The organism is Candidatus Zixiibacteriota bacterium (assembly GCA_017999435.1).
GTDB lineage: Bacteria > Zixibacteria > MSB-5A5 > GN15 > FEB-12 > JAGNLV01.
The window spans coordinates 1090191-1116455 of sequence record JAGNLV010000001.1; the positions used below are offsets into that span (position 1 = coordinate 1090191).

Annotated in this window: 21 protein-coding genes; 6 read left to right on the top strand and 15 right to left on the bottom strand. The window is 65.1% G+C overall.

Annotated elements, in window-relative coordinates:
• Positions 1–6: 6 nt before the first annotated feature.
• The 9 genes from nuoH to KA261_04640 all read right to left on the bottom strand — a co-directional run bounded on the left by nuoH (position 7) and on the right by KA261_04640 (position 7240).
• Positions 7–987 (bottom strand): NADH-quinone oxidoreductase subunit NuoH, encoded by a 981-nt coding sequence (nuoH, locus tag KA261_04600; protein ID MBP7697069.1) that lies wholly within the window; start codon positions 985–987, stop codon positions 7–9.
• A 95-nt stretch (positions 988–1082) separates the two neighbouring features.
• Positions 1083–2192 carry an NADH-quinone oxidoreductase subunit D gene (locus tag KA261_04605; GenBank protein MBP7697070.1) on the bottom strand — a complete coding sequence of 370 codons (1110 nt, stop codon included), beginning with the start codon at positions 2190–2192 and terminating at the stop codon, positions 1083–1085.
• Positions 2193–2195: 3 nt separating this feature from the next.
• Positions 2196–2687, bottom strand: a complete 492-nt coding sequence (locus tag KA261_04610; GenBank protein MBP7697071.1) for an NADH-quinone oxidoreductase subunit C — start codon at positions 2685–2687, stop codon at positions 2196–2198.
• Positions 2684–3202, bottom strand: coding sequence for an NADH-quinone oxidoreductase subunit B (locus KA261_04615; GenBank protein MBP7697072.1), 519 nt, complete (start codon positions 3200–3202; stop codon positions 2684–2686). The genes KA261_04610 and KA261_04615 overlap by 4 nt, the downstream gene beginning before the upstream one ends.
• Positions 3190–3546, bottom strand: a complete 357-nt coding sequence (locus KA261_04620; GenBank protein ID MBP7697073.1) for an NADH-quinone oxidoreductase subunit A — start codon at positions 3544–3546, stop codon at positions 3190–3192. Before KA261_04620 ends, KA261_04615 begins: the two co-directional genes overlap by 13 nt.
• Positions 3547–3848: 302 nt before the next feature.
• Positions 3849–5081, bottom strand: coding sequence for a cytochrome c3 family protein (locus KA261_04625; protein ID MBP7697074.1), 1233 nt, complete (start codon positions 5079–5081; stop codon positions 3849–3851).
• Between the two features lie 9 nt (positions 5082–5090).
• Positions 5091–6212 (bottom strand): cytochrome b N-terminal domain-containing protein, encoded by a 1122-nt coding sequence (locus KA261_04630; GenBank protein MBP7697075.1) that lies wholly within the window; start codon positions 6210–6212, stop codon positions 5091–5093.
• The gene (locus tag KA261_04635; GenBank protein MBP7697076.1) at positions 6212–6664 is read right to left on the bottom strand and encodes a ubiquinol-cytochrome c reductase iron-sulfur subunit; all 453 of its coding nucleotides are present in this window, start codon (positions 6662–6664) and stop codon (positions 6212–6214) included. The genes KA261_04630 and KA261_04635 overlap by 1 nt, the downstream gene beginning before the upstream one ends.
• A 192-nt stretch (positions 6665–6856) precedes the next feature.
• Entirely contained in the window at positions 6857–7240 is a 384-nt protein-coding gene (locus KA261_04640) for a RidA family protein (protein MBP7697077.1), read from the bottom strand.
• A gap of 264 nt (positions 7241–7504) precedes the next feature.
• Here KA261_04640 and KA261_04645 point away from each other — a divergent pair, with 264 nt between their 5' ends.
• Both KA261_04645 and KA261_04650 read left to right on the top strand, forming a co-directional pair.
• Complete coding sequence (locus KA261_04645) at positions 7505–9439, top strand: hypothetical protein (GenBank protein ID MBP7697078.1); 1935 nt, start codon at positions 7505–7507, stop codon at positions 9437–9439.
• 119 nt (positions 9440–9558) lie between these two features.
• Positions 9559–9843, top strand: a complete 285-nt coding sequence (locus KA261_04650; protein ID MBP7697079.1) for a GYD domain-containing protein — start codon at positions 9559–9561, stop codon at positions 9841–9843.
• 1575 nt (positions 9844–11418) lie between these two features.
• Here KA261_04650 and KA261_04655 read toward each other — a convergent pair.
• Both KA261_04655 and KA261_04660 read right to left on the bottom strand, forming a co-directional pair.
• On the bottom strand, positions 11419–12399 hold the full coding sequence (locus tag KA261_04655) for an HD domain-containing protein (GenBank protein MBP7697080.1): 981 nt from the start codon (positions 12397–12399) through the stop codon (positions 11419–11421).
• Positions 12400–12564: 165 nt separating this feature from the next.
• Positions 12565–13185, bottom strand: coding sequence for a hypothetical protein (locus KA261_04660; protein ID MBP7697081.1), 621 nt, complete (start codon positions 13183–13185; stop codon positions 12565–12567).
• Positions 13186–13524: 339 nt separating this feature from the next.
• On the opposite strand from KA261_04660, the gene KA261_04665 reads away from it, so the two are divergent.
• On the top strand, positions 13525–13734 hold the full coding sequence (locus KA261_04665; protein ID MBP7697082.1) for a hypothetical protein: 210 nt from the start codon (positions 13525–13527) through the stop codon (positions 13732–13734).
• Positions 13735–13934: 200 nt separating this feature from the next.
• Positions 13935–16058 (top strand): hypothetical protein, encoded by a 2124-nt coding sequence (locus KA261_04670; protein MBP7697083.1) that lies wholly within the window; start codon positions 13935–13937, stop codon positions 16056–16058.
• 109 nt (positions 16059–16167) lie between these two features.
• Here KA261_04670 and KA261_04675 read toward each other — a convergent pair whose 3' ends face one another.
• Positions 16168–17256 (bottom strand): PD40 domain-containing protein, encoded by a 1089-nt coding sequence (locus KA261_04675; protein MBP7697084.1) that lies wholly within the window; start codon positions 17254–17256, stop codon positions 16168–16170.
• A gap of 72 nt (positions 17257–17328) precedes the next feature.
• Here KA261_04675 and KA261_04680 point away from each other — a divergent pair, with 72 nt between their 5' ends.
• Positions 17329–19530: a hypothetical protein gene (locus KA261_04680; GenBank protein ID MBP7697085.1), complete on the top strand. Its 2202-nt coding sequence runs from the start codon at positions 17329–17331 to the stop codon at positions 19528–19530.
• A 398-nt stretch (positions 19531–19928) separates the two neighbouring features.
• On the opposite strand, the gene mfd is transcribed toward KA261_04680, so the two are convergent.
• The 3 genes from mfd to motA all read right to left on the bottom strand — a co-directional run bounded on the left by mfd (position 19929) and on the right by motA (position 25233).
• Positions 19929–23369 carry a transcription-repair coupling factor gene (gene mfd / locus KA261_04685; GenBank protein ID MBP7697086.1) on the bottom strand — a complete coding sequence of 1147 codons (3441 nt, stop codon included), beginning with the start codon at positions 23367–23369 and terminating at the stop codon, positions 19929–19931.
• 143 nt (positions 23370–23512) lie between these two features.
• Positions 23513–24367 (bottom strand): OmpA family protein, encoded by an 855-nt coding sequence (locus tag KA261_04690; GenBank protein MBP7697087.1) that lies wholly within the window; start codon positions 24365–24367, stop codon positions 23513–23515.
• An 8-nt stretch (positions 24368–24375) separates the two neighbouring features.
• The gene (gene motA / locus KA261_04695; protein ID MBP7697088.1) at positions 24376–25233 is read right to left on the bottom strand and encodes a flagellar motor stator protein MotA; all 858 of its coding nucleotides are present in this window, start codon (positions 25231–25233) and stop codon (positions 24376–24378) included.
• A gap of 380 nt (positions 25234–25613) precedes the next feature.
• Here motA and KA261_04700 point away from each other — a divergent pair, with 380 nt between their 5' ends.
• Positions 25614–26249: a DUF4159 domain-containing protein gene (locus KA261_04700; protein MBP7697089.1), complete on the top strand. Its 636-nt coding sequence runs from the start codon at positions 25614–25616 to the stop codon at positions 26247–26249.
• Positions 26250–26265 lie beyond the last annotated feature (16 nt).

Here is a 26265-nt window from a genome sequence, read left to right on the forward strand (position 1 = left end):
CTTGCCCTACCAGTACCATCCGAGGTATTTGAACACGCCGGCCGCGATCAGATTGGCGAACGTCACCGGCACCAGAAACTTCCACGCAAACTCCATGAGCTGGTCGACGCGCAGCCGCGGATAGGTCCACCGGAACAGCATCAGCAGCAGCACCATGACCAGCGTCTTGCCCAGAAACCAGATCCACGACGGCACCGCCGCCCAGCCGTTCCACCCACCGAAAAAGAGCGTCACCGCCACCGCCGACACCGTGAACATGTTCACAAACTCGGCCAGGTAGAACATCGCGAACTTCATCCCCGAGTACTCGGTGCTGTACCCGGCGATGAGCTCCTGCTCGGCCTCGGGGATGTCGAACGGCGTCCGGTTGGCCTCCGCCGTCGCCGCCGTGATGAAAGTGAGGAAGGCGATCGGCCCGTAGGGGAGGCGGAAGATGAACCAGTTGAACACCAGCCCCGCCTGCGACGTCACAATATCGACCATCGAGAGCGAGCCGACGAAGATGATCACGGTGAGCACCGACACGACCATCGGCACCTCGTAGCTGACCACCTGGGCGGCCGAGCGCATCCCGCCGAGGAGGGCGTACTTGTTGTTGGACCCCCACCCGGCCATCAGGAGCGAGATCACCGTGAAGGTCGTCACCGCCATGATGTAGAGGATGCCGATGTTGAGGTCGGCGACGATGAGGTTGTCTCCCCAGGGGATCACGATGTAGGCGAGGAAGGCGGCCACGAAGCCGACCACCGGCGCCCAGAAGAACACCGCCCGGTCGCGCGTCGCCACCCGGATATCCTCTTTCTGCAGCAGTTTCAGCGCATCCATGACCGTCTGGTACCAGCCGTGCCAGCCGTGGCGCATCGGGCCGAAGCGCTGCTGGGTGTGGCCGGCGATCTTGCGCTCCCACCAGACGAGGAAGAGGGCCACCAGGCAGAGCACCCCGAACATCATCGCCCCGAGCGTCCCGTAGCGGACCGGGTCGATCATCCACCCCGGGAGGCCGAGGTCGTGCAGGCGCTCGCCCAGCCAGAAAAAGACCCGGTACAGCTCGAACATCTCCAGCGCGAGCAGGGCCGGCAGAATCATCGGTCGACCTCCGGCATGATGACATCGAGGGTGGCGAAAATCGCCACCAGGTCGGCGATGAGCACGTTGGTGGCGAAATGCGGCAGCGCCATGAGGGCGTTATAGGATCCCCCGCGCAGCTTCACCCGCACCGGCTTCTTCCCGCCGTCCGCCTGAATGTACGCCCCCAGCTCGCCGCGCGAATTCTCCACCCGGTGGTACACTTCGCCCGCCGGCGGCTTGTAGTTAACCGTGACCCCCTTCGCCATGATCTCCCCCTCCGGCAGTCCGTCGAGCGCCTGGTTCACGATCCGGATCGACTGCCGGATCTCGTCGAGCCGCAGCATGTAACGGTCGAAGCAGTCCCCGTTTGGCCGCGTGGCGACATTCCAGTCCAGCCGGTCGTATATGAGGTAGGGATCATTCCGGCGAATATCGTAGTTCACTCCCGAGGCCCGCAGGTTCGGTCCCGAAACTCCGTAGGCGATTGCCAGGTCCGCCGGCAGCACCCCGACCCCCTTCGTGCGGCGCAGCCAGATCGGATTCTCGTTCAGCAGCCCGGTGTAGTCGGACATCTTGGCGCTGATTATCTTCAGCGCCTTGCGCGTCCCGTCGGCAAAATCCGGCCTGATGTCCTGCGACACCCCGCCGATCCGGATGTAATTGTAGGTCAGCCGCTGCCCGCAGGTCTCCTCGAACAGATCGATAATCAGCTCCCGTTCGCGCAGTCCGTAGAGGAAGGGGGTGTAGGCCCCGATATCCATCGCCGTCACCCCGTAAAACAGCAGGTGCGAGGCGATACGATTGAGCTCGAGCATGATCGTCCGAAGGTACTGCGCCCGGGGCGGGACCTCGATCCCCCCGAGTTTCTCGACCGCCCCCGCAAACATGTACCCGCAGGACATGGCCGTGACGTACTCCACCCGGTCCATGAGCGGCACGCACTGGGCGAACGTCCGGTTCTCGCATATCTTTTCGATCGACCGGTGCAGGTAGCCGATCACCGGCTCGACCTTCATCACTTTCTCGCCGTCCATCGTCAACAGCAGCCGGCAGACGCCGTGCGTCGAGGGATGGACCGGGCCCATGTTGACGATGAACTCTTCTGTCCGCAGCGCGTTGGCCATCGCTCACTTCTCCGGCATCCGGATAAAGTCCGGCGCATCCCAGTCCTTGCGCATCGGGAATCCCTGGTCCCAGTTGTCTGGCAGCAGAAACTGGCCCAGCTTGCCGTGGTTGCGCACATGAATCCCGTACAGCTCCCAGAACTCCCGCTCGAACCAGTCCGCCGCGGGCCAGACCGCCTGCAGCGAGTCCACCTCCGGCTTCTCGGCCGGCAGGGTGATTTTCAGATCGAGGCGGCAGCTGTGGCGGATCGAGGCCAGCGCGTAGTGGATCTCGAAGCGTTTCTCCGGGGCCGCGGCGGTGCCGGTGTCGATGGCCCCGGCGTTGCACAGGTAGTCCATCCGCAGCTGCTCGTCATCCCGCAGCGCCCGCGCCACCTCGAGCAGATCCGAAGCCCGGTTCACCAGGAACAGCGGATCGTACCGCCCGGTCGCCAGACGCGTGACCCGGTCGCCGAACTTACCGGCCACGTAGTTGCCGAGTTCTTCTCTCGTCACGCCGGCTTCTCCTGCCAATCGAGGAGCCGCTGCTTCTTGATTTTCTCCTGGAGGTGCAGGCACCCCTCGAGCAGCGATTCCGGCCGCGGCGGGCAGCCGGGGATGTAGATGTCCACGGGGATGATGTGGTCGATTCCTTTTTCGACCGCGTAGCAGTCGTAGTAGAACGGCCCGCCCTTGATCGTGCACCCGCCCATGGCGATGACGTAGCGCGGCTCGGCCATCTGATCGTACAGCCGCCGGAGCCGCGGGGCCATTTTCTTGGTGATGGTGCCGGCGGCGATGAGGAGGTCGGCCTGGCGCGGCGTCGACCGGAAGATCATCCCCAGGCGGTCAAAATCGTAGTGCGACGCCCCGGTGCACATGAGCTCGATCGCGCAGCAGGCGGTCCCGAACAGCAGGTACCACAGCGACTTCGCCTGGCTCTGGTGCAGCACCGTCTCCAGGTTCGTCAGCACCAGCGATCCGCCGGGGATGTGCTCAAGGTAGACGGGGAGTTTCCTTATGACACCCATTTGAGCGCTCCCTTCCGCCAGGCATAGTAGAGACCGAAAAACAGGATGAGGATAAACACCACCATCTCCACCAGTGCAAACAGCCCGAGTTGCCCGAACGCCACCGCCCACGGAAAGAGGAACACTACTTCCACATCGAACAGCACGAAAATGAGGGCGAAAATATAGAAGCGGTTATTGAACTGAATCCAGGCCCCGCCGATCGGTTCCTCCGCGCACTCGTAGTTCATGTCTTTGGCCGGGTACGGGTGGTGCGGGCGAACGAGCCGGGCCACGAAGAAGGTGATCAGGACAATGGCGATCCCGGCGGCGATGAACATCAGAATGGCGAGGTACTCCGACATATTCCTTGACCTTTTTTAGCTGCCCTCTCCAACATTTGCGTCAGTCGGCGCATGTGACTGAATTCACAAAAGTTCGAGAGCGTAACAAATCTCTTTTTCCCCCCGTGTCAAGCGATTTTTGGGGCCATTTGCACCACCAAACCTGTTCCGCCACAATAGGAAACGAGAACCGTTCGGCGGCTCTATAGTGTTCGCCGAAACCGACTTAGAAAAGAGGACTCGAACGGTCGATTAACCCGAAAACGATACGATTCTGTATAAAATAACGAACTCTCATCCGGATTCGCCCGGCCGCGCGCTCGCTACCTGAGCCGCCGTATCTTCAGCCACAGCGCGACCGCCAACACCGTAATGCACAGCGTCGCCAAACCCAGTCCCTTGCGCCGGAAGTAGTACTCGTCGACCAGCCGTTCGCCGGCCCCGATGGTGGCGCTGATGAGGGTGAACCCCTCGGCGGCTTTGGCCTCCGCCTGTTCGGCGCTGAGCGCGTGCACGGTTGTCCGCAGTTGAATGAGCGCCTGCCGGATATCCTGCAGCCCGAAGGCCGATTCGGTCGTGGCCATCCCGAGTCCGCGCGCCCGGGCCACCACCGCCTGAGCCGAGTCGTACCCGGTCCGGAGCGAGTCGAGGTTGTGCGAGATGGCCGCGGCCACGGCAAAGGCCCGCGTCCCGTCGTCGCCGCTGTGGCACTGGATGCACACCGCCGGCTCGTCCGTTCCCACCCACTCGTCGGTCGGGTGTTCGATCCTGTGGTTGCCGTGGCATGTTTCGCACATGGGGAAGCCGGCCGCCGCAAACGCGGGGGCGTGGGGCGACTGGTTGAACAGCTCCATCTGGAAAGCGTGGCAGGTGCCGCACACGGCCGACAGACTCGCCACCCCCGGCGGGGCCGCCCCGTGGTTGCCGTGGCAGTCGTTGCACGCCGGCGCCCCGAGGTCCCCCTTGTCCAGCAGCGCCTGGCTGTGGACCGAGGCCGTGTAGTCGGCGACCTGATCGGTGGCGATGCCGTACTCGGCCATGTAAGCCGCGTCCGCGTGGCACTTCCCGCAGGTCGCCGGGATATTCTGCGGGTGCGTGCGCGAGTGCGGCATCGCGGCATCCCCGATATCGTGCGCCCCGTGGCACGCTACGCAGTCGGCCACCTTGCCGTCTTTCTGCGCGAACAGCCGCTGGCCGTGGACCGAGGTCCGGTACTTCGCCAGCTGGTCAGTCGGCAGCCCCGGGTTGTGTTCGTGCATGTAGGCCGGGTCGGAATGGCAGCGCGCGCAGAACTCGGGAATCTCCAGGTGGCCCGGCACTCCCCGCCAGTTTTTGGCCCGGCGCACTTCGTCCATATCGTCCAGCGCCGGGTCGCCGCCGTGGCAGTCGTGGCACGAAATCCCGTTCTGCCCGTGCACCGACCGCGCCTCGGCGAACGAGGGTCCGTCCTCGGCCTCGAACGACTGGTGGCAGGCCACGCAGGCGCTCTCCTGGGCCGCCGCGATCCCCGGAATGACCGTCGCCCCGAGCCCGATGAGCAATGCCAGTGTCTTCACCGCCGCCTCCTACTCCAGCAGGTATCCGAGGATGGTCATGACAATCATGAAAGCCGCCACCGCCGCACCGAAGGCGAGCGCTTTGGGCGACCGCCCGCCGCGCGCGGAGGGACGGTCGAGGAACGGGATCAGCGCCCAGATCACGCCGCCCGCCGTGAACACGAGAATGCCGAACAGCTCCCCCTCGATAAACCCGATGTGCGCCGGGAGAAACTTCAGCGCCTGGAACGCGAACATGAAATACCACTCCGGCTTGATCGCTGCCGGCGCCGGGGCCAGCGGGTCCGCCTTCTCCCCCAGCGGCCAGTGGACGACCCCGATTCCATCCGGGAAGAGCACTGCCAGCACCGCCAGGATATTGAGCACGATCAGCCAGACCAGCAGATCCTTGAGCAGGAAATGGGGGAAGAACTTTTCGTACCGGCGCGCCTCGGCCGGAAGCGCCTGCCACGCGAGCGGCTCGCTCATGCCCTGGCGCTGGATGAAGATGAGGTGCGCCGCGAGCACCACGGTCGTGATCCCCGGGAGAATCGCGACGTGGAGGCCGAAGAACCGCCCGATGGTCGCCCCCGTTACCTCCTCGCCCCCGCGCATGATCGTCAGCAGCGGGCCGCCGATCAACGGCACCGCCCCCGCCATCCCCGTCCCCACCCGGGTCGCAAAATAGGCCAGCTCGTTCCAGGGCAGCAGATACCCCGAGAACCCGAATGCCAAGGCCAGGCCGAGCAGCGCGATCCCCGACAGCCAGGTCAGCTCCCGCGGCTTGCGGTAGGAAGCCGAGAAGAACACGCTGAACATGTGAATGAAGACCGCGAGGATCATCAGGTTCGCCGACCACGAGTGGATCGACCGCATCAGCCAGCCGAACGGCACCTCCGCCACGATGTACTGCACCGACTCGTAGGCCGAGTCTGCGCCCGGCCGGTAGTACATGAGCAGCAGGAGGCCGGTGACGACCTGCACCGAAAACAGGAAGAGCGAGATCCCGCCGAAGTAGTACCAGAACGAGGCCCGGTGCTGCGGCACCTGCTTGTGGCCCATGTAGGCGACGAGGTTCTCGATCTCGTACCGCTCGTCGAGCCAGCGGTACACCCGCCCCCCCCGCGCCTTCGGCCCGGACCCGCCCCCCATCACGCCTCCTCCTTGCTCACGATGATCTCGCCGTCGATGATGTTCACCCGGTAGGGCGCCAGCGGCCGCGGCGGCGGGCCCGAGATGTTTCGGCCGTCGTAGCTGTACTTCCCGTTGTGGCAGGCGCACCACAGGATCCCCTCGTCCGGCCGGTTCTGCACCGTGCAGTCCAGGTGCGTGCAGGTCGCCGCGCACGCCCGCACTTCTCCCTTGTCGGTCACGAAGACGATCCCCAGGTCCCGCCCGAACTTGAAATACTTCTGCTTCTGCTCCGCCGCCTCCAGATCCGCCTGCGTGAACTCCAGCTTTTTCAGCGCGACATCCGTCTCCGCCACCGCCGGCGGCGTGATGTACTTGATGATGGGATAGATGATCGCCCCGAGCGTGGCGAGGGCGCTGCCCCCGAGGATCAGATTCAGAAAACCGCGACGGTCCGTGTTTTTCTCAGCCACGCTGCACCTCACCCGACTGTCGGCCCACCCGTAACTCCTCCATCTCTGCGCGCCGCCCATGAACCCCGGACATTCACCGAACGCCGGCGGCCGCGGCCGCGCCCGTCTCAGCGGAGACGAAAACGAAAGAGGGGCGAAATGTCAACAATAAATATCGAAACGGTCCCTGATCGGCGCCGCGGCGGCGCCCCCTCACACCACCGCGATCGCGTCGATCTCCACCTTCACATCCTTCGGCAGCCGCGCCACCTGGACCGTGGCCCGGGCCGGCGGGTTGGCCTCGAAATACGATCCGTAGACCTCGTTGACGGCCGCGAAATCGTTCATGTCGGTCAGGTAGATGGTCGTCTTCACCACCGTGGAGAAATCCACGCCCGCGTCGGCCAGCAGGCCGAGAAGGTTCTCCATCACCTGCTTGCACTGCTCGGCCGCGGTCTTGCCGACCACCGTCCCCGTCTCGGGATCGAGCGGAATCTGCCCTGAGCAGAATATCATCGTGCCGGCTGCCACCTTGATCGCCGGCGAGTACGGCCCGATCGCTTTCGGCGCCCGGCTGCTCTTGATCGCTTTGCGCATATCTCCTCCGTAAGAGTCTTCGCACCCTATACCGTCGTTTTCGCCGCCCGAATATACCGCGGTCGCGGGCCCGGCCCAAGCGGTTATTCGGCGAGGGGTGGTGGAGTGGATTCGGCCTTGCCGATTCCGGCGCGCGTGCCTATATTACAGGCGTCCACTTGAAAACCATTGCGAGGGCGGGTCGTTGCCGCGAGCGGCAGTCCCCGGAGTCCAGTTGCCGGGGGAACGCTGCAGGGCGCGCGCCCCTGCCCTCAGGAGAGAGTAATGAAGCGCCTGGCCACCCTGCTGGTTCTTTGCCTGGCTGCGGCTATGGTCGCCGCCCCGGCGGCTGCCGCGGCCCTCGACCGGGCATACGCCCGCCACGCCGACACCTGGCTTGACTTCCCCGCTTTCTATGCCGGCTGGGACTCCGACGACAGCGCCCGCTGCCTGGGCGCCTCGCACGCGCTCCACCCGGCGGTGGTCTTCTCGCCCCGCGGCTTCCTCGGCTACCGCTTCTGGATGGCCTACACGCCCATCTGCATCTCCGAGTCGGACGAGAACCCGCACCTTGCCGTATCGAATGACGGCCGGGAGTGGGCGGAATTCACCGCCGCCTCCGGCTGTCTGGCCAACCCCGTGTTCGACCGATCCCTCTTCCGCGCTATCCACCTCTCCGACGCCGACCTGCTGCTCGAGGGTGATTCCATCCTGTACCTCCTCTTTCGCGCCACCTGGGAAATCGCCGGCGTCGACAGCAACGCCCTGTACGCAAGCGCGACGGTCGACGGTCTGGTGTGGACGCCGCCGGTCAAGATCCTCTCCGACGGCCTCCTCGGACAGCCCCGGCAGTCGGCCTTCGTCTCCCCCGCGCTCGCCTCCGAGGGGGACTCGGTTTTCATCCTCTGGGTGGTGGAGCCCCGCGCCGATGGAGTCTCTTCTCTGGACACCTCGCGCATGGTTGAGTACCGCGCCCCCCACCCGTTCGGTCCCTGGGCGCTCGTCGACACGTGCGCGGTCGCTCTGCCCTCCGACTCGCTGAAAATCTGGCACCTGGAGGTTCTCGCGGACACCCTTTTCGGCCGCACCGCCCTGCTCAACCTCTCGCCCAACAGCGGCCTCAACGGCGGCGACTCCGCCGATCTATATATGGCGGCCTACGATGAGGCGGCCGCCCTGTGGACCGTCGCCGCCGAACCCGTGCTTACCTGGCGGAGCGACACCTCGGCCTGGTACGGTCGCCGCATCTACCGGGCGAGCGGGGTCTGGATGACCACTCCCGCCGACACCATCCTCTGGCTCTACTACAGCGCCTACGCCCGCCGCGCCAACGCCGGCGGGGCCGGGACCGGGTGGCAGACCGGCCTGACCTGGGCCGCCTTTGACTCCGCGCTCGGCCCCTTCTGCCTGGCCCCGTCGCTGCGCCACGAACCGAACCTGGAGCACGTCGTCGGCCTCTCCCCCACGTTCCAATGGCTCTCCGCCGATCCCGCCCTGCACCGCCCGCAGGACGAGGTCAGCCTCGAGTTGATCGATTGCACCGGCGGTGACAGCGTTGCCGTCTGGTCGGTCTGCGTGTCCGGCGGCGGGGGCGCCTTTTGCCCCGATTCTTTCGAACTCTCACCGGGCCACACCTGCGTCCTCCGCCTGCGGAGCCGCCACGGCGCCGCCTGGTCCCCATGGACCGCCCTTGAGTTCCGCACCAATGCCGCCCCCTCCCCGCCGGCGTGTCTCTATCCTCCCGATCAACCCGCGCTCCCTCTCTACGACCTGACCCCCGCTTTCTTCTGGTCGGAGGCGATCGATCCCGATCCCGGCGATCCTGTGCGCTACCGTTTCGCCCTCTGCATCGCCGACACCTGCGCCGACTCGACCGACATAGTGACCGACGGCATTTCGCTGACGCTCGCCGACTCCCTTTCGGTCGCCACGGCGTACCGCTGGACGGTCGCCTCCTGCGACACCTTCGGCGCCTGCTGCCCGGCGGGTCCGCCCGCGCAGTTCCGGACCTTTCTCCCCGGCGACATGACCGCCGATTTCAGGCTCGGCATCGCCGATCTCACCGGCCTGGTCGACATCCTCTTCCGGGGCGGCAGCCTGTCGGTTCCGATGATCGGGGCGGAGATGGATGGCCGCTGCGGGCTGACCGTGGCCGACCTGACCGTCCTCATGGCCCACCTCTTCCGAGGCGGTGCTCCCCCTCCCCCCGGCTGCCGCTGACCCGCCGGCAGTCGGCGGTCTCGGTTCGGCAGCCGAAAACCCGTTGCCCCGCGGACGGCGGCCCGCTATCATTCCCCTGGAATCAGATTGACCGCCGACCCCTAACGGCAGGAGGGATTATGCCCACCTTTATCATGGCCATGAGTATTGTGCCCTCGGCCAAGAAGACCCACCCGGAGCTCTCGCATGATATCAATCGCTCCCTCGAAGTCTTCCACGCCAACAAAGTGAAAGTGCACAGCCTCTACGCGACCCTCGGCCGCTACGACTACATCGCCGTTTTCGACTGCGATGACCAGACGTGCGCCTTCCGCGTCGCCACCGGCATCAACGATCTCGGCGTTCTCGATACCGAGACCTGGCCGGTCATCCCGTACGAGGAGTTCACGCAGTTGCTGCAGTAGACGCCGCCGGGGGCGGCGTCTCCGGGACACGCGGCCGGCGCGGGCCCGCCGCGGAAGACGTACGCGATGAGGAACGTGATGTCGGCAACCGCCAACTTCCCGTCTGCTGTTACATCCGCCTCCTCAAAGCAGTCAGGCTGAGGCCCGCCGCGGAAAACATGGTTGATCAGAAACGTGATATCCGCCACCGTTACCGCTCCCGCCGCATCGAAGTTGACATTCCCCCTGGTTCCATTGCAGCATTTGGTCCAGGAAGCCAAATACCCCGACACCTTGCCGCCCGCCGTGGTGAATGGTCCCCCCGCGATGAGGTTGCCGTCGTACACGGTCAGGGCACGGATCGTGCCATCTGTTCCAGATCCCAGCGGCCTCCAGGTGGAGCCGTTCCAAGAAGCGATGTTGGAGGCGATCACATCGCCTGCGACCCGAAAGGACCCTCCGACAACGAGATTGCCGTCGTAGACGATAGCCACGTACACGGGGCCGGCGACGCCGGGAACGGATGGGGAGATGCTGTCGTCCCAATAAACGTCGTCAGGATCATCCTGTGGTGATCCCTGCAGCTTGGCTGTAAGAACCGGCTCACCGGTCACGGGGTCACGATCGATGTCAAAACCGTCCAGATCAAGACTTCCCTCATAACCGGAGCGACGCACCTCCTCCAGATCGAAGCGGCCATCGGGTGTCAGGAAGCGCCCGACGCTCTCCCCTTTATTCGGAACCTCAGGAGGCGTAATCCCGTCGTCAAGCTTCGGCAGTTCGAGCGGCAATTTCCCGGCCGGCGCAGTCTCTACCGGTTCACCGGCCAGGGCATTTAACCGAACGGCATTCGAAGGCTGGCCTTGACATGCGATTGAAACAACGGGTATCGACGGCAGCAACTGCGAAGTCGATGCCGGCTGCCGCACATCACCCTCCGCAGACAACGTCGCGCTGCTCAGAAGCGCAGCGGCAACACACACCATAATGATAGCTCGCATGATACTCTCCCTAAGACTAATGGCGCCAATTACGCCGCCAATCCTCAGGCAACGAATTTGGGCCTGCTGCGTAGGCATAATATGCACCCGACTCCCCAATCGGACAGGAACATTCGGCCGGCGCGGCCGGGCGTCGGAACCGAAGGGATAGCCCTCCGGCCATGGGGCCTGATTTTCTGCGCAAGGCAGCGGCTCGTGATAGACTATCGCAGTATCTTCGAATCGACTCCGCGCCCCGGTTTCAGCGCTGACACCGTCCGCAATCAACCGCATTAGGAGAATTGACAGGTTGCGGACCAAGCGTACGATGGAGCCCCCGGCCGGGCCGGTTCAACACGCTGTTTGGGCAGAGCTTCTGGGCGCGGGGCACAGCCCTCATTCGGACAGGTGACCGGGAGGGGCACGGGTTCGACCGTAACTGGCTAGCGAGCACTTTCGAGGACCGAAGGCGGGGCAGGGCGACCGGCCGGCTGAGTTGACCGTAAGATTCGGTTTTCCGGGTTGGGGAATTCGGGCCCCGATGGCCCCCTAGCGGCACGCCCGGCCCCCGGTCCGAGAGCCGTCCCGGCGGACCTTCCCCTCGGCAAGGAAGGCGCTAGTCCGCCAGACCCGTCGGCCCCATCAGTTCCACGAACGCCTTCAGGAAATCGTCGCGGTACGCGGTCTGGAGAGAGAACATGATTTTCAGCGCCGGAAAAGTGTCCATTGCTTTCTGGTACACGCGCTCGGTCGTCATGGCGTCGAACGAGTCCGCAATGGCGACAATCTGCGAGTAGACGTGCATTTCATCGAGCCGCAGTCCGTTGGGATACCCCCGCCGGTCCCCGCGCTCGTGGTGCTGGAGCACCGGGTAGTAGCAGGCGGCGGCGATCTGGTCGGTCTCTTCGAGAATCTCCGCCCCCCACTGCGGATGGCGCTTCATGATCTCGAACTCGGTCGGGTTGAGGGGGGCCCGCTTGTTGAGAATCCGCTCCGACACCCGCGATTTCCCCACGTCGTGCAGCAGCGCCCCGACGCCGAGCTCGTTGAGAAACGTCTCATCTCCGTACCCCAGCTGCTGCGCCAGGGCCAGCGAGAACGTGCAGACATTGACCGAATGGGTGTAGGTGTAGTAGTCGAAGGAGGTGATCTTGAGCAGGGTGTGAAAGGCCTCTTTCCCCTGCAGGATGAACTCGACGGTGTTTGTCACCAGGTCCTTTGTCCGCTGGATGTTCTCGCCGTAGGTGGGGTTCGCCAGCACTTCTTTGACGAGGTTGGTCGAGGTGTCGTAGAGGATGTTCGCTTTCTTCTCCTCCCGGATCCCGGGATCGGTCATGATCTTGGGGAGGTTGCGCTCGATGTAGCGCTGGTAGCGGGACCGGTTGTCGTCGGTGATGAAGAGCCGGTCGACCCGGTTGTCCAGGAGGGTGCGGCGGGTGCGGTCGGTGAAGGGGAGGTCGGCCGACCGGTACAGCACCATGTTGCCGTTGACTGTCAGGTACAGGTCAAAGTCGAGGACGGAGTCGACCCGCAGCGAGTCCAGGAGGATCGGCAGGTACTGCGGCGTGACGGTAATTTTGGCGGTGCCGGAAGCCATAATCGGAGAGTTCTCCTTGTCGCCCGGGCGCGGCTGCCCGATTTCGGGCGGCCGCGCGTTCGGTTAGTTTATCGGCACCCGGCCGGAGAGGATTTAAAAAAACCCTCCGGCCGGGCGGCCGGAGGGCACCGTAGGAGGGATGCATGAGAAAACATGGTTCGCGGGTCACGAACCATAATTCTTGATTGTCCCGAGCACCGAATTCAGCGAGGTCGTGATGTCGCTCAGGATCTGGCTGTACCGCTTGAGCAGCTCCGAATACTGCCACCGCATCTGGAAGGCCTTCTCGGGGAAATCGAACAGCTCGAGCAGAGCCGCCTTGTGAATCTCGTCGAGATAGCGGATCGTGTAGTAGGGATAGTCCGGGATATTCGGATCCTCCACCTCGCCCCGGCTGAGCCGCTCCCGGTAGACCTCGAGCTTCTCCAGCACCACGGTCCCGAAGCACCAGGGGCTCATGACGACGCCGAAGTTGCCGCCGTCCGTATAGAACCGGATGATTGTCTGCATCAGGAGGTCGACAATCACGCCGCGCGCCCGGTAGTAGGCGATCAGCTCGCTCTGCTCCGGCGCCGTCGTGAACAGTCGCTCATCCAGCCGCGACCGCTCCGCCCTGGCCTTGGCGTATGTCCGTTCGAGGAACCGATAGAAATCCTCGAAATACACCTTGGTGTTCTCCGACAGCGACATCAGGAAATATCCCCGGCTGTCTTTGCGGACCCGGGGTTCCTGAATGGCGGCCAGGCGCTCCTGCGAGAATCCTCGGCGATATCGGTTGTCCAACATGCTGTCTCCTTCGGTAACCTCGTCTGGGAGTGGGTAGAGCGAAGTTTGTGCCGTCCCCGCGGCGAACCCTCAGGCCCCTGTCTCGGCATGTTATTTCGTTGTCAATCAGCAGATTAGTCGGCAATTGGCGCGGTGGCGGTGTCACCGGGGTGGTTGTGCAGTTGCTTACATCTGCTTGCACCCATGACGATTACGGTCATTCGTATGAAAATCGCTGCATAGTCATCCCCACCCGGATCCTGGTCACGGACGCGGGCGGGGATAAAAGTCCGGTCCCCCCTCGCCGATATCTAGGCTGAAGGTGCACATCTGCGATTCTCTTAGTTCTCTGGAGGCAGCATGCGCGACGAGGCGCAGCGCGGAAAACACACATCTTCCCGCATGAAACGTAAAGGTCGGCCGGGGCAGCGCCCCGCACGGCATTTCCGCGGCGGATCCGATGAAGCCGGCCGGCGCCCTGACCGGCGCCGCCAACTCGAACAACTGGCGGAAACCGAAGCGGAGGAAATGCTCCGGCAGGACGAGTCCGACGAGTTTTCCCCGTCGTGATTCACTCTCCTGACCACCGATCCGACAAACGCAGACGGTCTCGTCTGCGTTTTTTTGTAGCGCGCGGATCCGGCCGCTGCGGGGAGCGGCGGAAACGGCGAAATCGCTTGACAGCCAAGCAGGTCCGGCGTAAGTTCCGCAATCTGAAGGAACGTGTGATAACCTCGTAAGGGAGGACTAACGACATGAAGTGCCGCTGTTTGCCAGACCTGCATTGCGCCTCTGCGGCGGCGATTACTCTTGCGTTCTTGGCTCTGGTGATTGCCGGTTGCAGCGACGACGAGACCACTGGACCGGGCGGCGGCGGCGGCGGCGCCTGGACGCTCGTGTCGCCGACCACCGAAGGAAATCTGTATCGGGGCGCCTGCTTCGTCGATGCCACCACCGGCTGGCTGGTCGGGGTGGACGGCCGCATTGTGAAGACGACCGACGGCGGCACGACCTGGATTGAGCAGGCCAGTCAGACCAACCGGACGCTTCGCGCTGTGGACTTCGTCAGTCGCCAGGACGGCTGGGTGGTCGGTGATGACGGCCGCGTGCGCCGTACCGAAGACGGCGGGACCACCTGGAGCCTGCCGCTGCTGGCGGTAACCGATCGCTCTCTGTCCGCGGTCGAGGGCGTCACCGCGCGGCGGGTTTTCGCGGTCGGCGAGGAAGGCATTCTCTACTACTCGCTGGACGCCGGGCGGCGCTTTTCGGCGGTCCCGCTGGAAGACGCCGGGCCCCTTCGCGACATCGTGGTCTTCGATACGAGCGCGGTAGCGGTGGGCGACGACGGATTCATCGCCCGGTTCTTCAACTACGATTGGGAAATCGAACGCCTCACGGCCGACACGACGGTCGACACGCTCCCGGTGGATCCGGACACTCTGCCTGATGACTTTCCCGCCGACACCGTGATCGACACCACGTTCGTGCCGGGAGATACGATTGTTGACACGACTTACTGGTGGCCGGACACGCTCGTGGACACCACCTACTTTACGGTCGACACGATCTGGTCCGGATTCGAGACGGTCACGGCGGAGGTCGACGACAACCTTCTCGGGGTCGCCTATGCCGGCGGCAATTCTCTCTGGGCGGTCGGTGAGAACGGCGTCTTTCTGAGTTCCGACGACCGGGGCGCTAGCTGGGAGGTCGTAGACCTGGGCGTGACCGCGCACCTCACGTCGGTTGCCAGCGACGGCGCCGGCGGCGGAATCATCACCGGTCTCAACGGCACCGTCCTGGTCACGAGCGACAACGGCGCGACATGGGCGGCGGCGCAATCGGGGTATGCCCTCGATCTCTATGCTTCGTCGTCTCCGGCGGCCGACAACTTCTGGGCCTCCGGCGATGCCGCCGTCTTTCGGTCCGCTGATGCCGGGGAGACCTGGGAGCAGCGCGTGACCGGGACGAGCTTGCTGCCGACGCTGACGGATATTGTTTTTGTCAGCCCCGACTCCGGTTTTGCCGTGGGCTATACCGGCACCATTCTGCGGACGACCGATGCCGGACAGACGTGGGTAACGGTGCGGCAGGGGTCGGCCTTTGCCCCGGCCGAGTGGTTCTCAGCGGCGGCGTTCACCGACAATCTGCACGTGTGGGCGGTCGGGCGCACGGGGCTGCCCCCTTACTACTTGTTGGTGGTGCGGACGAGCGACGGCGGGGAATCGTGGGAGCGCTTTGAGTTCCCCGACAACCCGCCCGACCCGGACAACCCGGCGCCGGACACGGCCTGGGGCAAGAACGTCGTCTTCCTCGATGATCTGACCGGCTACATCTGCGCCGGCGACAGCATCCTCTACACGACCACGGGAGGCGCGAGCTGGGTCAAGCAGGCCAGCCCCGACACCGTGACCCCGCCGCGAACCATCCACGACCTGAGTTTCGCGGACGCGACCCACGCCTGGGCGGTCGGCAAGAACGGCCTGATTCTGCAGACGACCGACGGGCTGACCTGGGAGATTCCGACGGATACGGTCAAGACCACCCTGTGGGCCGTCGACTGCTTTGACGCCAACGGCGTGGTGGCGGTCGGCAACGGCGGCGAGATCTGGCGGACCACCGACGGCGGGACCACCTGGAGCAAGGTTTCATCGCCGACGAAAAGCACGTTGATCGACGTGAGTTTTGTCGACGCCCAGTCGGGCAAGGCGGTCGGGCAGAACGGAACCGTTCTGAGCACCGGCGACGGCGGCCGCACATGGACCGTCCAGGCTTCCCCCACCGCCGAGACGCTCATCGGGGTGGAGATGATCGATCGCAATGTCGGCTGGATTGTCGGCGGACACGCTCCCGATGCCTCCGGGGTGATGCTGCGCACGACGACCGGCGGCAACTGATTCCCGACCGTCCGGCCGCTTGCGGCGGCCGGCGCACGGAGTGAAATGACCAAGGCGGGCCCGATGGCCCGCCTTCTCTTTTGAATATGTGCGCCTCCGCCGGGCGCGTTCAATCCTTCCAGTCGGCGATGAAGACGTTGGTCTCGCCCGGGACCGCGTTGTCGCGGTTCGAACAGAACACCAGCGTCCGGCCGTCCCGCGAGAACATCGGAAAACCGTCGAATGTCTCGTTGTAGGTGATCCGTTCGACAGTCTTGGTGGCGACCTCGACCATGAACAGGTCGAAGTTGCGCCCGCCGGGGTCGGCCAGATTCGAGCAGAAGATGACGCGGCGGCCGTCGGGGTGGAAATACGGCGCGAAGTTGGCGGCGCCGTTGTCGGTCACCTGGATGGGTGTGCGGTCGGCCAGATTCATCACATAGATCTCAAGCTTGCCGGGCCGGATGAGTCCCTGGGCGAGGAGCCGCTGATAGTCGGCCAGGGCCTCGCCCTCCGGGCGCGAGGCCCGCCACACGATCCACTCCCCGTCGGCCGAGAAAAACCCGCCGCCGTCATACCCCGGCGCGTGCGTGAGCTGTTCGACACGGCCGCCGTCGGGATCCATCATGTACAGCTCGAGGTCGCCCGAGCGCACCGAGGTGAACAGGATCTTGTCCCCCTTCGGCGAATAGACGCACTCGGCGTCGTACCCCGGCGTGTCGGTCAGCCGCACCGGGTCGGAACCGTCGGCGTTAGCCCGGAAAATGTCGTAGGTCTCATGGAGCGCCCAGACGTACCCCTGCGACATGTCCGGTTTGGGCGGACAGGTGTCGCCCCCGAGGTGGGTCGAGGCGTAGATGATGTGGCGGCCGTCCGGCGAGAGGAAGGAGCAGGTCGTGGCCCCCTTCCCCGTCGACACCATCCGCACCTCGGAACCGTCAACATTCATCGTGAAAATCTGATCGCACGACATGGTGTCCCGCATCGACTGGAAGCAGAGCCTGGTGGCGTCGGCGTTGAAATAGGCTTCGGCGTTCTGGCCGCCGAAAGTGAGCTGGCGGATGCGGTCGAGATGCCGCTCGCCCCGGAAGTGGGTGGCGTAGGTGAGCGTGTCGGCCGCCGTTTTCGGAGCGGCGCTCCGGTCCACCTCTTTCACACACCCCGCCGCCAAAACGAGAGCCGCGAGCACTGCGAAGATTCCTTTCACCCGGTCCTCCATCAAATGCTGTTGCCAATGAAGAGGTTATGCTGCATATATGTCTAAGAAAAATCAACCGGGAGCCAAAGTACAATGAGAATTACGCTCTTTGTCATGGTCCTGTCACTGGCGATCGGAACCGCCGCGGGGGAGTCCGAAACCGACGTCCTCGGCCGAATCCTCGGCGAAGTGGGATTCACGCGCGCGGATCTCGGCTACCACCCCGCGGGCTACTGGAACCGCTTCCCGCTTGACGTTCCCTACCGGCTGACCTCGTTCGATGCGCTCTTTGCCGAACCGCTGAAGCTGTACGACTACGCCACAACCATGGGGAACGCCGTCGAGCTGTACCTTGATCCAACCTACGCCGACACGGCTTCCGACGGTCTCTACCAGTTGGTGTACAACCTGGGGGTCGACAGAAAACTGGGGGGCTTCCGCTCCTACTCGGCGAACCTGCGGCCGGCCCCGGCGGGGGAAGAGCCGCTGGTCGACGCGGTGGAGGGGCTCTACGCGCTGGCCGGCCGCGACACCGAGTTCTACACCTTCGGCAACCGCGCCGAATCGCCCGACATGACCGCGGAGATCCGACAGAAAACCGCGCGTCTCCCGGACTCGGTGCAGGTTGTCCTCGCGGGGCTGATTGTGAATCTCACGGATGCGATTCGCTGGCGCGCGACGGCGCTGCGCAACTGCGACGTTGCGGACCTCGAGGCTGCGCTGGCGATCCGCGACCTGGCGAGCACGCAGGGGGACGGGATGGTGTACTACCCGGAGCTGGACGATATCGCCGCCGCGATCGATCTTCCCTCGATGCACTACGCCGCCTTGAAGACGGCGGCCGCAGCCGAGAGCGCCGAGCGCGCCCTGCGCCGATTCGCCCGCGCGGTCCCCGACGATTTCACCGCGGAACTCCCCACGCCTTTCGGGACGATCGCCCTGTTCTCTTCGGTCGCCCGGTCCGAGCGGATGGCCCCGCCCCGCCTCTTCGGCGAACTGCGCGCCTCGCTCCCGCAGTGGACGGAGTATGATGCGACCAACACGCTCCTCGTCGTCGATTTCGGCCGCCGGATGATCTACCAGGGGACGCCGGGCGCGGCGGCGTCGCTGGGAAACCCCGTGTCGGTGGTGATCGATCTCGGCGGCGACGATTACTACGGCCGCGAGCGCGCCCAGTACCCGCCTGCGGCCGGTGTCGGGCTGTGCGGGGTCGGCCTGGTGATCGACAGCGAGGGGGACGACCGCTACGAAGGCTCCACCTATGCCCAGGGGGCCGGGCTGTTCGGAGTGGGCGTGCTGCTCGACCGCGCGGGGAATGACGAGTACCGCGCCGAACTGTCGAGCCAGGGAGCCGGGTATTTCGGGATCGGGCTCTGCCTCGACGGCGTCGGCGACGACACCTACTACCTGTGCGGCGACGGCCAGGGGATGGGCGGGGTTGGCGGAGGGGTGGGCGTGTGCGCCTCCTTCGGCGGCGACGACCGCTACACCGCCGAACCGCTGGCTGAGAAATACAACCGCGGCGACTACCACTCCCAGAACAAGATCAACGGCAACAACGCCCAGGGGGCCGGGTTCGGACGGCGCGGCGACGGTTCCGACGGCCATGCGTGGGCCGGCGGCCTCGGCGCGCTCATCGATATCAACGGCGACGACCGCTACTACTCCGGCAACTGGACGCTCGGGATCGGCTACTGGTTCGCCACCGGGATCGCGTACGACAAACGCGGCGACGACCTCTACGAATCCTGCTACTTCACCCAGGGTTCGGGAGCCCACTACTGCAACGGCATCCTCATCGATGAAGGCGGGAACGACCGGCACGAACTGTACGAGACGGCCGGGGCGGGGCTCGGATTCGGCTGGGATTTCACCAACGCCCTCCTCGTCAACAAGGGCGGCAACGACGTCTACCGGGCGAAGATGATCTCGATGGGGCTGGCCCAGATCCGCTCCAACGCCTTCCTCATCGACATTGGCGGCGACGATGCGTACTATCTAGGACAAGGGACGCCCGGTCTGGGCGAAGCCACGTTCCGCGAGGGGTACGACCGGCCCGGCCGGCTGACGACCTACTACGCCTACGCCTCGTCCTTCGGCGGTTTCATCGACATCGGCGGCCGCGACCGGTACGTGTCGTTTACGGACAGCGGGGAGACGACACATCCGTGGGCGGCCGACGATACGCTCTGGTTTCGGCCGGCCCGCACGGATTCGCTCTTCGGACACAACAACTACGGCGTTGGAGTGGACGCAGAAGCCGGGGCGGTTCCGGAACTGGAGAAGTGGAAGTGAATGACATCCGGCCTAATCACGGCGGGAGTGGACATCCAAATCAATAGACACCCCGGGCAGGCACCCGGCCAGGGTCGGTTTCCTGCCCCGCGAGTGTATTTTCGCGAGCGCGCCGGATTTCGCCTTCCGGCGAGAGGGAGGGATCGGGGAGGATCCCGATCGGGCCGTGTCGGTTTGCCCATACCTTGTGCTTCATGTCATCGGTGAACAGCTATCGGCAGCGGCTTTCCCGGCGCTCTCCCGTAGCTCGGTCCCGTCCCCGATGGCCGATCCGGACAGGCCGAACATGAATCTTTCTCGGTGGTGATCAGACCGAGGCCGAAGCTGGACCCGCCCATCTCAAGATTGGCAAATCGCAGCACACGTCCCTTAGAGGCGGGATTGGCCGCCGGCTCAACTCACCCGCCCGGCTCCACGCCGGAGAGTACCTTGCGCAGATAGGGCAGCCGGTCGCGCTCGCCGATGCGGCCGAGATCGAGCATGATCTGCACCCGTCCGATCATGGAAAACTCCATCGGGCAATCGGCCCCCTGGCGGAGCGCCTCAACCGTCCGGCGCGTCAGTTGTCGGCCCTCCTCGAGGAACAGGGAGACGCGGCCGGCGGCCATTTTCACTTTCTCGACCTTCATCGCGCCGGCGAGGATCTTCACGGCGGTGGCGTCGAACAGGTTCACCGCCGACTGGGGCTGGGCGCCGAACCGGTCGGTCACCTCGTCGCGGATCCGCTCCACATCGTCCAGCGTCCGGCCGTCGGCGAGGCGGCGATAGATATCGACCTTCTGCTGGCGGTCGTTGATGTACTCATCGGGGAGGTGGAGTTCGAGGTCGAGTTCGAGCTTGGTGTCGGGGGGACGGACGAGTTCTTCGCCTTTGAGCTCGGCGATGGCCTCTTCGAGCAGCTTATTGTACATGTCGAAGCCGATCTCCTCGATGTACCCGGATTGCCTCGGCCCGAGCAGGGTTCCGGCGCCGCGGATTTCGAGATCGCGCATGGCCAGGGCGAACCCGGCGCCGAGGTCGGAGTGGGCCTCGAGCGCGCGCAGGCGCTTGATCGCCTCCGGCTGGAGCTGCTTGACCGGCGGGGTCATCAGGTAGGCGTAGGCGCGGGTGGCGCTCCGCCCGACCCGCCCGCGCATCTGGTAGAGCTGGGCCAGCCCGAACCGGTCGGCGCGGTTGATGATGATCGTGTTGGCGTTCGGGATATCGAGGCCGGATTCGATGATCGAGGTGCACAGGAGCACGTTGTAGCGTCGGGCAAGGAAGGCGAGCATGATCCCCTCGAGCGACCGCTCGTGCATCTGGCCGTGGGCGATGGCGATTTCGGCCTGCGGGACAATCTTCTTGAGGTAGTGGTGCATCGCCTCGATTGTTTGCACCCGGTTGTGGACGAAGAACACCTGGCCGCCGCGGCCGATCTCCCGCAGGATGGCGGTGGCGATGATCGCCGGGTCGAATTCGACGATCTCGGTGATGATGGGGAGGCGGTCCTTGGGCGAGGTGTTGATAATGCTCATGTCGCGGACGCTCATGAGCGACATGTGGAGCGTGCGCGGAATCGGCGTCGCCGACATCGCCAGCGTGTCGACCGCCGCTTTCAGGTGCCGGAGTTTCTCCTTGTGGCGGACGCCGAAGCGGTGCTCTTCGTCGACAATGAGCAGACCGATGTTGGGGATGAAGATATCGCTGCTGAGCAGCCGATGGGTACCGATCACGAGATCGACCCGGCCCGCGGCGAGATCCTCCACCACCGCGCGCTGCTGCTTGGCCGTCCGGAACCGCGAGAGCATCTCCACGCGCATCGGGAATTCGGCGAGCCGTTCGGTGAACGTCTGGAAGTGCTGCTGGGCGAGAATGGTGGTCGGCACCAGCACCGCGACCTGCTTGCCGCGCTCGATCGCCTTGAACGCCGCCCGCACCGCCACCTCGGTCTTGCCGTAGCCGACATCGCCCACAATCAACCGGTCCATCGGCTGTTCGCGGGCCATGTCTCTCTTGACGTCTGCAATCGCCTTGAGCTGGTCGGGAGTCTCCTCATACCGGAACGAGGTCTCCAGCTGGCGCAGCCAGGTGGTATCCTCGCCGAAGGAGAAACCGGGCGCGCTCCGGCGCCGGGCGTACAGTTTCAGGAGATCGGCGGCCATGTCGGCGATCGCCTTCTTGGTCCGCACCTTGAGCTTGTCCCACTGGGGGCCGCCCAGGCGGGTCAGCTGCGGCGCGGTGTCTTTTCCGGCGTATTTGGAGACGCGATTGAACTCTTCGATCGGGACATAGAGCTTGTCGTTGTCTTCGTAAAGGAGGGCGAGGCAGTCGCGGTTGCGGCCGTCGACCACGAGCGTCTCCAGCCCGAGGTATTTCGCGATGCCGTGATCGGTGTGGACGACGAAATCTCCGCGGTTGAGCGCAGAGTAGTCGGAGATCGCGACGCCCTCGCGGAACTTCTTGCGCCGCACGCGGCGGTGGTGGCGGCCGAATATCTCGTGGTCGGTGAGCACGGCGAAACGCCCGGCGGGACAGACAAACCCTCCTTTGAGGTCGGCCGGCTCGATCACCGGCCGGCTCTCCGGGCCGAGCCGCTCGCCGATCAGCTCATCGAGCCGCTCGGCCTGGCTCTCGGTGTCGGTGGCGACGAAGTGGACCATCCCGAGCGCGTCAAACTCGCGCGCCGTCTCGGCCAGCAGGTCAAGGCGCGAGCCCAGCGAGGGGTGCGGCCTGCAACCGAAGTCGATGACGTCGCGGCGGCCGCCGCGGAAAGGGGCGTGGTCGATGCGGGGGTGGGCGGCCAGCCAGGCAAAGGCGCCCTCGACCGAGTGGTAGTAGGCCTCGGGCGCGGGAAGCTTCTCCAGCCGCCCCTTGAGCCGCTGGTAGAGACCCCGCCCCTCGGCGAGGATCCCCTCCGCCTCGTCGCGGAGCAAGTGCTCCCCTTCGAGCCAGACGACGGTGTCCGGCGGCAGGTACTCGCGGAGCGACCCGGGGCGGACACCGAACAGGATCGCCAGCCACTCGAGCCCCGGCAGCTCGGGGTCGTTGAGGTAGCGGTCGCGGATGTAGTCGGCATCGTGCTCCGGCAGCGCCGCGAGGTATTGCTCGACTGTCTCCATGGTGATCGGCACCTCCCGGCGCGGGAGGAGGTTGACCCGGTCGACGCGGCCGATGGTGCGCTGGGAGCCGACGTCGAAGAGACGGATGGTGTCGACGTCGTCGCCGAAGAATTCGACGCGCGAGGGAGCGGTCGAGCCGGGGGAGAAGAAGTCGACCAGCCCGCCGCGGAGGGCGAAGTCGCCGACTTCCTCGACCACCGGGACGCGCCGGAAACCGAGCGCGACCAGGCGGCGCACGAGGTCATCGAGGTCGGCCGCCCGTCCGACTTCGAGCCGGACCCGGCTTTTTTCGAGATGGTCGCGGGCGATCGTCGGTTCGAGCACGGCCCGCAGCGGGGCGACCACGGCCGCCAGCCGGTTGTCCATGAGGTCGGCCAGCGACGAAATCCGCCTCCCCATGACCTCCCCCTGCGGCGCCTTGAAGTCGTACGGGAGGACCTGGCGGGCGGGGTAGTGGCCGACGCGGTCCGGGCCGAGCAGCACCGCCAGATCGTCCGCCAGATCGGCCGCCTGCTCGGAGGTGACGGTCACCGCCAGCACCGGTCGGCCGAGCGTATCGGTCAGGGCGCGAAGGAGGAAAGCGGGCGCCGAGCCGGCCAGCCCGGCGATCGGAACCGGTTCGGCCGGGCCCTCTTCAAGGCGGGCGGCCAGTTCCCGCGCCGGGGCGTATTCGAGCCACCGGCCGATGACCTGCCGGAGGCGGCTGTGGGTGGTGTGCGAACGATCCGTGCCGGTGGTCATGCGCTGTAGCTGCTTTCGTTCCCGCGGGCGGTCAGGCCCGCGCCAAACACAAAAACCCCTGGCCGTCGCCGACCGGGGAGGGTGGTTCACTCGTCGCTGGTATTATACACCGCCGGCGGGGCGGATGCCAGTTTTTTGCGCGCTCACTCCTGCGCTTCGGCCAGCGCCATCAGGTCGGCGCCCACTTCCATCTGATCGTACGCCATTGAGGCGTGTTCATAGAGCACGACGATCGTCACGCGGCGGTTGCGGGCGTCGGCCGGGTTGTCGGCGATCATCGGGAACTGCTCGGCGAACCCGCGCACCTCGCGCACCTGGCCGTCCCACAGCCCGTGCGCTTCCAGCAGTTCGCGGGCGGCGTTGGCCCGGTCGGCCGACAGCTCCCAGTTGGTATAGAGGAGGTCGCCGGTGTAGGCGGCGTCGGTGTGCCCTTCGAGCACAATCCGGTTCTGAAGGTGCCCGAGCTCCCCGGCGATCGTCATGAGAATCACCGCGCTCTGGCGCAGGAGTTTGGCCGAGCCGGGTTCGAAGAACGCCGGAGACTCGGCCGACTCATTGAGGATGATCCGCAGCCCCTCGGAGGTCAACTGCATCTTGACGTTGTCGCGGAGGCGGTGGAAAGCCTCCTGCTGCTCAAGCTGGCTGATGATCTTGAGGGCGGCCTCTTTCATCTGCTTCTTCTCCATTTCGGAGGGGCCGCCGCCGGATTTGTCGCTTTCGTTCTTGAGCATCCCGGAGGGGGTATCTTTCTCGGTGATGGCGGAGCGCGAGCCTTTCAGGACGCCGGCGCCCCCCTGCTCGAGGTATTTGCCGGGATCGCGGAAGTAGCCGCCGACCGCTTCCCGCACCTCGGGTTTCTGCCCGACCAGCCACATGACCAGGAAGAAGGCCATCATGGCGGTCATGAAGTCGGCGAAGGCGACTTTCCAGGCCCCGCCGTGGTGCCCGCCGTGCACGTGCTTCTTGCGCCGTATGATGATCGGTTGTTCGTCGGCCATGGCTGCCGTCACCGCTTCTTGGTCTCGTTACAGGCTTTCTCGAGTTCGAGAAACGCGGGCCGGACCTCGGCGTAGAGGGAGCGGCGGGCGAACTCGACGGCGATGACGCCGGCAACGCCCTTGTGAAAGGACAGGAGCGCGTGCTTCATGCAACCGAGATACTGGCGCATGTCGTTGGTCCGGTGTTTGAGACTCGAAGAGAGAGGTCCGACGAAACCGTAAGCGCTCAGGATGCCGAGGAAGGTGCCGACGAGCGCGGCGGCGACCTTGTGCCCGATGACCTCCGGCGGACCGTCGATCGCGGCCATGGTGATCACCACGCCGAGCACGGCGGCGACAATACCGAGACCGGGGAGAGCGTCGGCAATCGCACCCAGGGCGGTCGACGGCCGCAGCTCCTCTTCGTGGAGGGTCTCGATGTCGGCGTCCATGAGGTCTTCGAGATCGTGCGGTTGGACGGCTCCGGAGATGATCACGCGCATGGTGTCGGTGAAGAACGCGACCGCATGGTGGTTCTTCAGAAACCCGGGATAGCGCTTGAATATCTCGCTCTCCTCCGGATGCTCGACGTGGCTCTCCAGGCCGATGAGGCCGTCTTTGCGCGCCACGTTGAAGATCTCGAACATCATGACCAGCAGGCTGAGGTAATCTTTCTTCTTGAGGCCGCCCCCGAGCGCCTGCTTGAGCTGCGCGAAGATGCCCCTGACCACGGGAAGCGGGGTGGAAATCAGCAGCGAGCCGAGGGCGGCGCCGCCGATGATGAGGAGTTCGGAGGGCTGGTTGAGGGCGAGGATTTTGCCCCCGTGGATGGTGTAACCGCCGAGGACACCGCCGAGGACGATCAGGGCACCAATGAATATGAACATAGCGCGTTGTCCCTGTGTAAGTTATGGGTCATTGGCCGACTGCCGGTTCTTGTACATTATCGTCACGTCGGCGGCAAAGCTGAAGGGCGGCGCGGAGCACGGGCGGGGCGGGGGCGATCGAGCAGCGGCCGGCCGGGGGCTGGACCGTCCGCCAGCCCGCAGCGCGCCGTTGGGCCGGACGCGGCAACTTTCCTGCATCAAAAATGGGACTCTGCCTGTATATTATGTGTATGCGGTTTTTTGGCGCAGTACTCCCCCCTCGACGGGGGTTGGCGGCCGGCCGGCTGGCCGGGTTTGTGGGCCTCGCGGCGCTGCTCGCGGGACTGCTTCTCCCCCGCGCCTCCCTGTCTCAGCCGACGATCGACCTCTCCCGGCAGCGGATGCCGCAGGCGATGCCTGGCCGGGGCGCCAACCCGAACCCTTCGGCGCTGAAGGTCGCCCGCCTCCACTACTCCGGCGGCGGCGACTGGTACTGGGGGAGCTCAGCGCTCCCCAATTTCCTAACATACCTGAACCGGCAGACCGATTTCCCGGTCGACACGATGGAGCGGGTGGTGACGATCATGGATGCCGACCTGTTCCGCTACCCCTTCCTGTTCGCGACCGGCCACGGGGTGATCCGGTTTGAGGCCGAGGAGCGGGAACGTCTGCGCCGGTATCTCGAGGGGGGCGGGTTTCTGTTCGTGAACGATTCCTACGGCATGGAGGAGACGTTCAAGAAGGAGATGGCGGAGCTGTTCCCGGAGCGGGAACCGGTGGCGGTGCCGTTCGACCATCCGATTTACCGCTGTTTCTACGATTTTCCCAACGGTCCGCCGAAGATCCACGAGCACGACGGCCAGCCCCCGCGGGCGTGGGCGATCATTCTCCACGGCCGGATCGTGCTGTATTTCCTGGTGGAATCGGACATCGGGGATGGCTGGGAGGATCCGCAGGTGCACAATGACCCGCCGGAACTGCGGGAACAGGCGTTCCGGATGGGCGTGAACCTGGTGACCTACGCCTTGTTGTACTAGTCGGGCTGCGCGAGAT

Coding starts and splice junctions, on each gene's coding strand:
- mfd (MBP7697086.1), bottom strand. CDS start 23,369: ATGACCACCGGCACGGATCGTTCGCACACCACCCACAGCCGCCTCCGG.
- KA261_04660 (MBP7697081.1), bottom strand. CDS start 13,185: ATGTTGGACAACCGATATCGCCGAGGATTCTCGCAGGAGCGCCTGGCC.
- KA261_04620 (MBP7697073.1), bottom strand. CDS start 3,546: ATGTCGGAGTACCTCGCCATTCTGATGTTCATCGCCGCCGGGATCGCC.
- KA261_04690 (MBP7697087.1), bottom strand. CDS start 24,367: ATGGCCGACGAACAACCGATCATCATACGGCGCAAGAAGCACGTGCAC.
- KA261_04630 (MBP7697075.1), bottom strand. CDS start 6,212: ATGGGGGGCGGGTCCGGGCCGAAGGCGCGGGGGGGGCGGGTGTACCGC.
- KA261_04680 (MBP7697085.1), top strand. CDS start 17,329: ATGAGAATTACGCTCTTTGTCATGGTCCTGTCACTGGCGATCGGAACC.
- nuoH (MBP7697069.1), bottom strand. CDS start 987: ATGATCGACCCGGTCCGCTACGGGACGCTCGGGGCGATGATGTTCGGG.
- KA261_04615 (MBP7697072.1), bottom strand. CDS start 3,202: ATGGGTGTCATAAGGAAACTCCCCGTCTACCTTGAGCACATCCCCGGC.
- KA261_04665 (MBP7697082.1), top strand. CDS start 13,525: ATGCGCGACGAGGCGCAGCGCGGAAAACACACATCTTCCCGCATGAAA.
- motA (MBP7697088.1), bottom strand. CDS start 25,233: ATGTTCATATTCATTGGTGCCCTGATCGTCCTCGGCGGTGTCCTCGGC.
- KA261_04655 (MBP7697080.1), bottom strand. CDS start 12,399: ATGGCTTCCGGCACCGCCAAAATTACCGTCACGCCGCAGTACCTGCCG.
- KA261_04605 (MBP7697070.1), bottom strand. CDS start 2,192: ATGGCCAACGCGCTGCGGACAGAAGAGTTCATCGTCAACATGGGCCCG.
- KA261_04645 (MBP7697078.1), top strand. CDS start 7,505: ATGAAGCGCCTGGCCACCCTGCTGGTTCTTTGCCTGGCTGCGGCTATG.
- KA261_04700 (MBP7697089.1), top strand. CDS start 25,614: ATGCCGCAGGCGATGCCTGGCCGGGGCGCCAACCCGAACCCTTCGGCG.
- KA261_04640 (MBP7697077.1), bottom strand. CDS start 7,240: ATGCGCAAAGCGATCAAGAGCAGCCGGGCGCCGAAAGCGATCGGGCCG.
- KA261_04675 (MBP7697084.1), bottom strand. CDS start 17,256: ATGGAGGACCGGGTGAAAGGAATCTTCGCAGTGCTCGCGGCTCTCGTT.
- KA261_04650 (MBP7697079.1), top strand. CDS start 9,559: ATGCCCACCTTTATCATGGCCATGAGTATTGTGCCCTCGGCCAAGAAG.